This window comes from Nocardia farcinica (genome assembly GCF_001182745.1).
Lineage (GTDB): Bacteria > Actinomycetota > Actinomycetes > Mycobacteriales > Mycobacteriaceae > Nocardia > Nocardia farcinica.
In genome coordinates, this window is record NZ_LN868939.1 from 713,262 (window position 1) to 724,493 (window position 11,232).

General features: G+C 68.9%; 8 protein-coding genes. 3 read left to right on the forward strand and 5 right to left on the reverse strand.

The window, feature by feature from the left end:
* Nucleotides 1-3,543 precede the first annotated feature (3,543 nt).
* The 3 genes from AMO33_RS20370 to AMO33_RS20380 all read left to right on the forward strand — a co-directional run bounded on the left by AMO33_RS20370 (nucleotide 3,544) and on the right by AMO33_RS20380 (nucleotide 6,577).
* Nucleotides 3,544-4,494 carry a ParA family protein gene (locus AMO33_RS20370; protein WP_228789993.1) on the forward strand — a complete coding sequence of 317 codons (951 nt, stop codon included), beginning with the start codon at nucleotides 3,544-3,546 and terminating at the stop codon, nucleotides 4,492-4,494.
* A gap of 54 nt (nucleotides 4,495-4,548) precedes the next feature.
* Entirely contained in the window at nucleotides 4,549-5,631 is a 1,083-nt protein-coding gene (locus AMO33_RS20375; protein WP_060593918.1) for a ParB/RepB/Spo0J family partition protein, read from the forward strand.
* 220 nt (nucleotides 5,632-5,851) lie between these two features.
* Nucleotides 5,852-6,577 (forward strand): GNAT family N-acetyltransferase, encoded by a 726-nt coding sequence (locus AMO33_RS20380; protein ID WP_041560519.1) that lies wholly within the window; start codon nucleotides 5,852-5,854, stop codon nucleotides 6,575-6,577.
* Nucleotides 6,578-6,634: 57 nt separating this feature from the next.
* Here the strand turns inward: AMO33_RS20380 and AMO33_RS20385 are convergent, their stop codons facing one another.
* The 5 genes from AMO33_RS20385 to sigM all read right to left on the reverse strand — a co-directional run bounded on the left by AMO33_RS20385 (nucleotide 6,635) and on the right by sigM (nucleotide 11,018).
* A complete protein-coding gene (locus AMO33_RS20385) occupies nucleotides 6,635-7,828 on the reverse strand; it encodes an N-acetylmuramoyl-L-alanine amidase (protein WP_011212198.1) in 1,194 nt (397 codons plus the stop codon).
* Between the two features lie 159 nt (nucleotides 7,829-7,987).
* On the reverse strand, nucleotides 7,988-8,320 hold the full coding sequence (gene trxA / locus AMO33_RS20390) for a thioredoxin (RefSeq protein WP_011212197.1): 333 nt from the start codon (nucleotides 8,318-8,320) through the stop codon (nucleotides 7,988-7,990).
* A gap of 62 nt (nucleotides 8,321-8,382) precedes the next feature.
* Nucleotides 8,383-9,369 (reverse strand): thioredoxin-disulfide reductase, encoded by a 987-nt coding sequence (gene trxB / locus AMO33_RS20395; protein WP_060593919.1) that lies wholly within the window; start codon nucleotides 9,367-9,369, stop codon nucleotides 8,383-8,385.
* A gap of 88 nt (nucleotides 9,370-9,457) precedes the next feature.
* On the reverse strand, nucleotides 9,458-10,330 hold the full coding sequence (locus AMO33_RS20400; protein ID WP_060593920.1) for a hypothetical protein: 873 nt from the start codon (nucleotides 10,328-10,330) through the stop codon (nucleotides 9,458-9,460).
* Between the two features lie 154 nt (nucleotides 10,331-10,484).
* Nucleotides 10,485-11,018 (reverse strand): RNA polymerase sigma factor SigM, encoded by a 534-nt coding sequence (sigM, locus tag AMO33_RS20405; RefSeq protein WP_050768358.1) that lies wholly within the window; start codon nucleotides 11,016-11,018, stop codon nucleotides 10,485-10,487.
* Between the last annotated feature and the right edge of the window lie 214 nt (nucleotides 11,019-11,232).

The following is an 11,232-nucleotide window of genomic DNA, read 5'->3' on the forward strand; positions in this document are numbered from 1 at the left end:
GCAGTCGGCTGTGCGCTCGACCGCCGGGATTCCGCTGACACCATGATCTCGCCCCCACTGGCAACCGCTCGACAGCACGACCACGTCGACTCGCGATGCTCTTGCGCAATTAGTCCCGCAGGGGTTGCCGACGCGGCGCTCGACCTACGGCCACGATGCAACTGTCGCCCGGATTCCCTCCGGGACAGGGCAGTCGACGGCGCAGCGGGTCGAGCCTCGCGCGTCGTTGGGTTCGTGTCGGCTGCAGATGGTCCGGTTCGCGCTTGCCTACGCGTGGGCCGATTCGCACGGTCACCACACCTGCGGAAACGGAGCGCCCACGAGCCGCACAGTACCCACGCCGAAGAAGGCGACGGTCGCCGCTCAGGAGACCCGAACTGGTTAAGGGTGGGGCCACTCTCGCCCTTATGGGTTCGACTGGTGGTCGCTTCGCGCCCCATCCCCTCGGCTGTGACCTCGCTTCGACTGGACCGATCATGTCGTCCGCAGCGGCACACCCGAGCGCCAGGTCCGTGATGGTCCCCGCGAGTCGGTCTCGTTCGGAGTCCGCCGGGCGCGGCCAATCCCCTACGCGAGCCGAGCAGGTCTCGACCCTGCCTATTCGTGGGCTGGGTCTCCTACTCGGTGCGCGGCCGGCGCTCACGATCCTCGCGCTCTCGGTGAGGTGAGCACATCCATTACTGAACAGCGACGTCTTCGGTACCGATGCCGCGGGCAAGAACCGGCTGGAGTTCTTCCCGGTCTGTACCCCGGGCGCCAGCGACACCGCGCGCACTCGACCGCGGGGTGGAGAACCCTGCCCGCGCCAAGTCCCCACCGAGTGGGACCCGCCCGGTGAGTCTGGTCGTCATGCCCCGGTGCTCTCGGCAGCCGTGGCGACGGCCGAGCGGGAGCTGGCGTCCAACGCGGTTCTCAGGTCGCCCGGTTCGCCACGGTCGGCGATCGAACTCGCCCGCCGGCAGGCCGCCGAGGACGTCGACGCCTCGCGGGTTGAGGACGCCGAGGACGCTGACGCCTCGCGAGCGAAGGCCGCCACCGAGGGACACCACCCGTGGCTGGCAGCAGCTTGCCGTGATGGTCGAGCCCGGACAGCACGTCATGTTGACTCGCTGGCGGGATTCACAACGATGGCGAGCGCAGCAGTGGTGACGAATGCGGCAGCGGTGACCGCGAGGGCAAGGTGGCGGAAGAGCGGAGAATGCCGACCCGGGTACTCGCTGACGAAGTGCCCCGGTGCGGTTGCCGGTAGTCCATCTCGCCAGCGGTACCTCACGCCCGGGCAGATGCTGGGACCCACTCGCACCGGTGGTCCGGCCGCGGGCAGTAGCCGCGCAGCCGCTGACCGTGCTCGGCAGACGTGTTGCCCGGCACTGGCCCCTGAGCCCCACGATCGATTCTCGGAACAGACCGGCGCCCGCTGGACCACGCTGCCGACGCCGGGACCGGCGACCGAGTGCGGGCGCTGATGTCCGAGTCCGACCGGCTGCGGTTCGTCGAGCCCCAACTGGTGGGTGGGCGTGGACTGGTGGGTGGGCGCGGATTCGTGGGTGGGCGTGGACTGGTGGGTGGGCGCGGATTCGTGGGTGGGCGCGGACTGGTGGGTGGCGGCGAACTCGTGGGTGGCGGCCAACTCGTAAGTGTGCGCTGGATGGGTGGCTGAGCACCGACGTGCAGCTGAGCACGGACGGGTGGCTGTGGCGCGATGGTCGGCAACCGGCGGCGGCCGCGGTGGCGGGATCGGAATCGACGGTGACGGTGCCTGCGTCGCGGCGATCAGGATCTGCGCGCCCGGCGGCACGTCGTCGAGACCGTCGACCGTGACCACGCACGGGATAGGACCGGCGGCTGAGCGCGGGCCGGCGGCTGAGCGCGGGCCGGCGGCTGAGCGCGGGCCGGCGGCTGAGCGCGGACCGGCGGCTGAGCGCGGACCGGCGGCTGAGCGCGGACCGGCCGCTGAGCCCGGACCGGCCGCTGAGCCCGGACCGGCACCTGAGCCCGACCAGTGCTCGACCATGGAATCGAAAGGGCGCCGAGGCGGTGCGCGAGCCGGCGGAATTTGTGGGGCGGAACCGTCTGTCGGGGGTGACTCGGAGATGTCATGGTTGGACGTGCTCGTGATCGGCCCGGTCCGATCAGCGTGCTCGACTGACCGCAGCCGCGCGTGCCGGTAACCGCAATCCGAGGTACTCCCCGGTCGCTGGCGCTGGCGGGGGGGGCGAATTAGTTCGTCATCCGACCACCTGCCGGGAGTTGAGGATCAGTGGGATTCGCCGACTGGAGGCCGAGCCCTCCGTTGCACTCTTCGTCGAGTTCGCAGCGGCGACGCGGGCCATGATGGTCGCTCCCGCCTTGGAGCCGCCGCGCCGGAACCCATTCCGCTCCGCACTCTACGAACCGCACTGGTCGTCGGGTTGCGGCCATGGCGCCGCAACCCCGGAGCCCGCCCTTGGCCGCTGCGAACCCGGAGCCCGCGGATGCCCGCTGGGAACCCGGAGCCCGCGGATGCCCGCTGCGAACCCGGACCCCGCGGATGCCCGCTGCGAACCCGGACCCCGCGGATGGCCCCCGGGAACCCGGACCCCGCGGATGGCCCCCGGGAACCCGGACCCCGCCGATGGCCCCTGGGAGTCTCGTAGGCCACCCCTGTCCGCTGCGACCTCAAGCGCCGCTCGCCCGGAGGGCGCTACCAGCCCGGGTGGCCCGCCCACAGCCGCTGCGATCTCGACCGCTGCGGACGCGAAGCCGCAGGGGTCTGTGCCCGTCTTGCTACCGCGCATCGAGAAGGCGGCGGCGAGATGTGGCAAAGTGCGGCGCGCGAACGGCCCCGCCCGAGGTCGGCGCAGCGGCCACGGCACAGCCGCGGTCCGCCGCGCTGCGACCCACCGATTCGCTACTGGCTCGACGAATGAGCCGGCTTCGTCGTAGGCGCCCTCGCCCTGGCCGCCCCGGCGTCGGACCACAGCTCCGTGTGCGCAGCGGTATTGCGCCAGGCCGCGATGTTTCATGTGAAACATCGAGCCGACCACTGAACTCCAGACACCTCACCTGCCGACCCGAACCGCGCCCGCACCCAGCAAGGGACAGGCGCGCCCTACCCCCATCCGTCAGCAGTGCGACGGCTGCCAACGCGAACAGCCTCGCGCCCCGCAGAACGACCAAAGCCGCCCCGCCGCAGCCGCAGTCGGAACCCCACTCCACCCTCCCCCCGCGTTTCACGTGAAACGAAACGGTGTCGATCCGCGTGTCCTCTGCGCCGCACCGCGATTCAACTTTCCTCGCGCGCTCAGTGCTGGCAAGCTAATGGGCGTCGGGCGTGAGCGTAGGTGCCACGGAGGGAAACGGGTGTGCGGGGCGAGCTCCGCTCGGAGGAATCGGGCGCAGTCCGCCCACGATGAAGCATCATGTTCGATCCGACACAGCGGTTTACGACACGGCGTCGGCGTTCGGCCGGTAGCGCGTGGTCTGAAGTTCTCGGGTTAGGAGCTGTCTATGTCGAGCGGTCCGGCGAATGTTTCACGGGAAACAACGTCGCGCGTGCCGGGGATGCTGGACTCCAGCAACTTCGATGCGGACGCATTCGGAAGCACACCGTTCGGGCACATCTCCCCCAGTGAGACCCCGATCGCTGCCGAGGCTCAGCGGGCAAGTCAGATACTGCATCCAGGAAAGGTGACTGTGCCGAAACCTCGCGAGCAACGGATCATCACCATCGCCAACCAGAAGGGCGGTGTCGGGAAGACGACGACCGCGGTGAATCTCGCCGCGGCTCTCGCGCATCAGGGCATGAAGGTGCTCGTGATCGATCTCGATCCGCAGGGGAACGCGAGTACCGCGCTCGGCATCGATCACCATTCCGGTGTCCCCTCCAGCTATGAACTCCTCATCGGTGAGGTCACCGTGAAGGATGCGATTCAGCAGAGTCCGCACAACGAGAATCTGCTGTGCATCCCGGCGACCATCGATCTGGCCGGCGCCGAGATCGAACTCGTCTCGATGGTCGCGCGGGAAGGTCGTCTGAAGGCGGCGATCCAGGAGGCGAATATCGCCGGGTACGACATCGACTACGTGATGATCGACTGCCCGCCGTCGCTGGGCTTGCTCACGGTGAACGCGCTCGTCGCCGCCAAGGAGGTGCTCATCCCGATCCAGTGCGAGTACTACGCGCTGGAGGGGGTGGGTCAGCTGATCCGCAACATCAGCCTGGTGCAGGCGCACCTCAATCCCGAGCTGCACGTCTCCACGGTGATCCTGACCATGTACGACGGCCGGACCAAGCTCGCCGACCAGGTGGCCGAGGAAGTACGCGGACACTTCGGTGATGTGGTGCTGCGCTCGGTGATCCCCCGCAGCGTGAAGGTGTCCGAGGCGCCGGGCTACGGCATGACGGTGCTCGATTATGATCCAGGCTCCCGGGGTGCGATGAGCTATCTCGATGCCGGGCGGGAGATCGCGCAGCGCGCGATGGCCCGTCAGATCACGAGCGGTACGGAGTGACCCGGGTCGCGGTGACCCGGTTGTGGCGGAACGAGGGAAGGGATCGGTAAGCCGATGAGTCAGGCGAAGAAGGGCGGACTGGGACGCGGTCTTGCGGCGTTGATCCCGACAGGACCGGACACCATTCCGAACGGACTGACCACCCCCACCGCCCCGCCCGGGACAGCCAAGCCCAAGGGACTGGTCACGCCCAACGGGCTCGGCACCGCGGCCGCGAACGTGATCATCGGCGTGGACCCGGCCGGGGCCACGCCCGCCTCCCCGCTCCGGTCCGACACCCAGGCGGAGGAACTGACCTCGCCCAGTGGCGCGGTCTATCGCGAAATTCCGCCGGATCAGATCGAGCCGAATCCCAAGCAGCCGCGCCAGGTCTTCGAGGAAGACGCCCTCGCCGAGCTGGTCCACTCCATCCGCGAGTTCGGTCTGATGCAGCCGATCGTCGTGCGGCGGCTGGAGCCGGGTGTCGACAAGTACCAGCTCGTCATGGGCGAGCGGCGCTGGCGGGCATGCCAGGAAGCGGGCCTCGAGGCGATTCCGGCGATCGTGCGCGAGACCGCCGATGATGCGCTGCTCCGCGACGCGCTGCTGGAGAACATCCACCGGGTCCAGCTGAACCCGCTCGAAGAGGCGGCCGCCTATCAGCAGCTGCTGGAGGAGTTCGGCGTCACCCACGAGGAACTCGCCGCCCGGATCGGCCGGTCCCGCCCCGTCGTCACCAACATGATCCGGCTGCTGAAACTACCCATTCCCGTGCAGCGTCGGGTGGCGGCGGGCGTGCTGTCCGCCGGGCACGCGCGGGCGCTGCTCGGGTTGGAGGCCGGACCGGACGCGCAGGAGGCGTTGGCCGCGCGGATCGTCGCCGAGGGGATGTCGGTGCGGGCGACCGAGGAGGCGGTGACGCTTGCCAATCGCGAGCCGGACTCCGCCGCCACTCCCCCGGCACCCAAGCGCAAGCCCATCCACATGCCCGGTCTGCAGGACGTCGCGGAGAAGCTGTCGAACTCGTTCGACACGCGCGTGACGGTGAGCCTGGGCAAGCGCAAGGGCAAGATCGTCGTCGAATTCGGGTCGGTGGAAGACCTCGAACGGATCGTCGGTCTGATGCAGCAACAGCAGCTTCAGATGTCGTCCGAGTGACGAAATCAGCACTGATTTCTCGATAACCAGGGACCCGGCGCCGAAACGTCACTGTGACGGCGCGTTCGATCGCGGTCCGGTGTGCGCTGTTCGCCGGAAAGTCGCCGCGGTCGGGCCTCCTGATCAACAGCACAGCGACGTGGAATGAGGCAGGTTCTAAGATGATCTGTGATGCGGCGTGAGCGTGGATGAATCGGACAGCTGGAGGCTGAGCAGAGCGGTGTCGACCAGCGTCACAGCACTTACCCTCGACGGGTTGGACAAGCTGCCCGCACACGCCAGGAGGTGTGTGTTCTGGGAGATCGATCCCGCCGTCGCCGCGGACTCCCACGGATTCAGCGACCCGGTCTTCGAGAAGGAGGCTTGGCTCTCCACGGTCATGCTGGAGTGGGGGTCCTGCGGTCAGGTCGCGCACGTGGACGGTAAGGCAGCCGGCTGCGCGCTGTACTCGCCGCCGACCGCGGTGCCCCGGGCGACGCTGTTTCCCACCTCCCCGGTGAGCCCGGACGCGATTCTGTTGACGACGCTGTGCACCGAGCCCGCGCACCGCGACGACGACATCGCCCACCGCCTGCTCCAAGCCGTCGTCTCGGATCTGGTGCGGCGCGGCGTCCGGGCGCTCGAGGCGTTCGGCATCCGGTCCGGGCCCGCGTCGAAACCGTTGTCGGACCGGCTCGCCGGGTCGATGCGGCTGATGGAGCGGATCGGCGGGCCGGTGCGCGGCAAGTCGGCGCCGTCGGCCGACTGCTCCCCCGAGACCTGCATGATCGAGGCGGATCTACTGGAGGACTTCGGCTTCGAAGTCGTGGCGCCGCACCACCGGTTCCCGCGGCTGCGGCTCGAGCTCGACTCCGATCACGGCTGGAAGGAAGACGTCGAACGCGCGCTCGACCAGCTGCTGGCGGCGGCGTCGCTGACCGTGCCGACCCGCGCCGGAGCACGCTGACCCAGCGCACGAGAAAGCCCCCGTCGAATCACGGTCGACGGGGGCTCTTTCGGTGGTTCAGGAGCGGTCGGCGGCGGCCAATTCTTCGGCGAGCAGCTCGGCGAAGGTGTAGGTGCCGGTGGGCTGGTCGTCCTGGCCGAGCAGGTAGAGCCGCTTCACCGAGATCAGGATGGCCTCGGCGATCACGTCGCGCATGCGTGGGTTGGTGAGCACCGACGCGTCGTATTCGTTGGTCAGGTATCCGATGTCGACCTGGACGGTCGGCATCTTGGTCAGCCGCAGCAGATCCCAGGTCCGCGCGTGCGTGCGGCAGTCCTGCAGCGATGTGCGCGCGACCACCTCGCGCTGGATGAACCCGGCCAGCACCTGACCGATCATCGAGACCGACCCGTGCGAGTTGCCGAAGTGGAAGCTGGCCACGCCGTTGGCGGATGGACTGGGATTCGTCGCGCAGCGCAACGAGATCATCAGATCGGCGTCGAAGGCGTTGGAGGTCTCGGCGCGTTCGGCATCGGTCGGGTTGGACCCCCACGGCCGCGACAGGAAGGTCTCCATGCCGGTGGCTGCCATCCGGCCCTCCAGCCGGCTGGCCAGATCCCAGAGAATCTCCGACTCGTACACGTCACCGAACTCCGACGGCACGGCGTAGCCCTTGTCGGGACCGCCGAGACCGGGATCGATGACGATGCGCTTGCCGGTGAGCTGCGGTCCCGCGCGGTGCACGACCTCTTCCTCGGCGATCCGGTGCGGATTGCCGCCGGTGACACGGGCACCGAGCAGTTCCAGCGAACGCAGCGTGTCGGGGCCGCAGATGCCGTCGGCGGACAGGCCGATCTCGCGCTGGAACGCGGTGAGCGCGTCATGGGTGTGCGGACCGAAGTAGCCGTCCACCCGGTGCACGTAGAACCCGAGATCCTGCAACTTGCGCTGCAAGGTCGCCACGTCGTCGCCGTAGAGCGGCGCCGAGAGCTGATAGATCAGGGTGCGGGCGCCGAGCCGGTAGGACGCCTCCTTCAGCGCCCGGTACGTCGCCGGGCCGACCACACCGTCGACCAGCAGCCCGCGATGTTGCTGGAACGCGCGGACCGCGGAGTCGAGGTGATGGTCGAAGGAGGCCTCGGTGTCCTTCCAGTACTCGGGCGACTGCGACTCGTCCGAGCCGGCGTGTGCGTGCAGGAATCCGAGACTTGCCAGGGTGCTCCGGACCTCTGCTACAGCTGGGCCGGTGTCGCCGTGACGAAGTCGGTGCATGCGTGAGAGCCCTTTCCTTCCGTCAACCCGGGTACCCACTCATGCGATGGCGCACACACCCTCGCACGACCGGAGCGTCGGTCGATTGTCTCAGACCTGGCCCGGAATTCGGCAATTACCGGGTGCAGGCATCCTACGGCGCGTCGTGATCTCCCGGCGTCAGATGACGCCGTCCAGTTCGCGCAGGAGGGCCGCTTTGCCCTTGGCGCCGACGATCTGCTTCACCGGCTTACCGCCGCGGAACAGCATCATAGTGGGCAGCGACAGGATCTGATAATCGCGGGCGGTGGCGGGGTTGGCGTCCACATCCAGCTTGGCGACGGTCAGCTTGTCGGCGTGCGTGCCCGCGATCTCCTCGAGCACCGGGGCGACCATCTTGCACGGGCCGCACCAGTCCGCCCAGAAGTCCACCAGCACGGGCTTCTCGCTCATCAGGACGTCGTCGGCGAAGGACGCGTCGGTGACGGTGACCGTCTTGCCGTTCTCGGACATGGGGTATCTCCTTGCTGTCGTGCTCGAAGCGCTGTCGTGCTCGAAGCTGTTCGGCGACGAAATCAGTTGGCGTTCACCGCAACCGGCTCACCGGCGTTGTCCAGGGTGTTGTCGGTGATGTCGCCCTGTTCGGCGAGCCAGCGCTCGGCGTCGATCGCGGCGCGGCAGCCGGTGCCCGCGGCCGTGATGGCCTGGCGGTAGGTGTGGTCGACGAGGTCGCCCGCGGCGAAGACACCGGGGATCTTGGTCGCGGTGGTGGGGTGCTCGACCACCACGTAACCCTCGGCGTCCAGCTCGACCTGGTCGCGCACGAGTTCGCTGCGCGGGTCGTGGCCGATCGCCACGAACAGGCCGGTGGCCGCGAGGTGCGAGGTCTCGCCGGTGCGGGTGTCGCGCAGGGTGAGGCCGGTCACGGAGGTGTCGCCGTGCACCTCGGTGACCTCGGCGTTCAACACGAACTTGATCTTGCTGTTGGCCTTGGCGCGCTCGAGCATGATGCGCGAGGCGCGGAACTCCTCGCGGCGGTGCACGATGGTGACGCTGCTGGCGAACTTGGTGAGGAAGGTCGCCTCCTCCATGGCCGAGTCGCCGCCGCCGACCACGACGATGTCCTGGCCGCGGAAGAAGAAGCCGTCACAGGTGGCGCACGCGCTCACGCCGCGTCCGAGCAGGCGCTCCTCGCCCGGGACGTTCAGGTAGCGGGCCGCCGAGCCCATCGCCAGGATCACCGCGTAGGCCTCGTAGGTCTCGTCGCCGACGGTGACCTTCTTCACCGGGCCGGTGAGGTCGAGGGCGTCGACGTCCTCGGTGCGGATCTCCGCGCCGAAGCGCTTGACCTGCTCGCGCATCTCCTCCATGAGGTCGGGGCCCATGATGCCGTTGCGGAAGCCGGGGAAGTTCTCGACCTCCGTGGTCGTCATCAGCGCGCCGCCGAACTGGGTGCCCTCGAACAGCAGCGGCTTCAGCTCCGCGCGGGCCGCGTACACGGCCGCGGTGTAACCGGCCGGGCCGGAGCCGACGATGATCAGGTCGCGAACTGGCGTGCTCATGAGACCCTTCCGAAAGATCTGCGGGGAACGTGACGATCAACAACAGCCTAAACGCTGTTGTTCCCGGGCCGGGTCCGCCCGCGGCGGGTCAGCCGATGTCGGTGATGTTGCGCACTTGCGGATCGCCGGTGGTGCAGCCCGGTCCGACGACCAGCGCGGTGATCTTCGGCGTGGCCGGTCCGCTGAGCAGGATCAGCACCGCGTTGTCGCCGCGATAGGTCATGTTCATGGCACCGAGCACCGGTCGGTCGAGCCCGGCGGCCTGTACGCAGCGGTCCAGCGCGGCGTCGTTGGCGAGGGGGCCGGTGACGTCGTGACGGCCGAGTGCGGCCAGCGCGGCGGTGGCCGTGAGTTCGTCGCCGATCCGGGCCGTCGAGGTCGGTTGCGCGACCGGCGGACCCTCGGTGACCGACGTGAGCCGCAGGCCGATGCCCGCGCCGGCGAGGATGGCCACGGCGGCGGCCGCGGCGGCCGCCCACCGCAGGGCACCGCGCCGCCGCGGGCGTATCGGGGTGACGGTCCCCGGCGCGTCGGCCGGGTCGACGGGTGCCGGGAAGCCGGTCACGCCGAACGGAACGTCACCGAAATCGCCCGCGCCGACTGCTTCGGCATCCGGAATCCGAGGCATGGGTGACTCGGAATGCGTTGGGCCCCAGCCGTTTGCGTTCGTCGGCGCACCATTCGATGCCGCGGACTCCGCGCCGCTGTCGAGGGCGTCGACGAAGGCCGCCAGCCGTTCCGCCACGTCGGCGGGCATGGGGTGGATGATGCGGTCGTCGGTGCCCAGCGCGCGGACGCGGGCGCTCACCTCGTCCAGGTCGTGTAGGTAGCGCGACGCGCTCGCGTCGGCCCGGACGACCGGCCGCAATTGCGCGCCGAGTTCGGGATCGATGTTGTCGGCGTGCAGGTCGGCCAGCAGCTCCGCCGAGAAGGGAGGCTGCGGTACGGACCGGGTCGCCATCGCACCTCCGTTTTTCCCATTCGACATCTGTGTCTCGTCGTCCGACGTCACGGTCGCTGGTCTGCGATCGTCACGTACATTCGTGCGGCCCCTGGTCGGGGGTCACGTTGTGAACATCGCCAACTGGCTCGTCACTATTAATGACGCACCACGATTACTTCCGGTTCCCCGGATCACGCAGAAATTCCAAACGTTCCTGCAGCCGTTGCCTGGCCCGGGCGCACCGGCTCTTGATCGTCCCCTCCGGCACGCCGAGCATCGCGGCCGCGTCGGCCACGCTATACCCCTCCAGGTCCACGGCGACCAGCGCGGTGCGCTGATCGGGCGGTAGCGAGAACAGCGCGCGGTCCACCACCAGCGACATCTCCAATTCGGCGAAGGCGTCGCGTTCCTCGGTGCGTTCGGGCAGGCTCTCCGGCGCGAAGGAGACCGCACGCCGGGTCTTGTTGCGGCGGATGCGGTCCAGGCAGGCGTTCACCACGATCGCGTGCAGCCAGCTGCGCACCTCCGCCTCGGCGCGGAACGTGCCCGCCGTGCGGTGCGCCGAGAGCAGCGCGTCCTGGAGCGAATCGGCGGCGTCCTCGCGGGTGTAGGAGGTGCGCAGGGCCGTCTGCCACAGATGATCGTTGTGCCTGCGCAACAGCTCGGCGAAGGCATGCCCGCGCCCGGCCGCGTGCGCCTGCAGCAACTCGACGTCGGAGAGTTCGTGGAGCGCGAACGAGCGTTCGCGGGCCGTGACCGGCCGCGAACTTCCCCCTCGGGAATCCTCGTTCAATTCCGACGACAAAACCAACCCCTTGGACGGCGCTCACCTGACGACAGCCACCGTCGACCGTCATCGAGAATTCTTCGCAGCATCCGGGATCGCGACACCAGAACCCGGGAAGCTCCCCTGCTGAGAG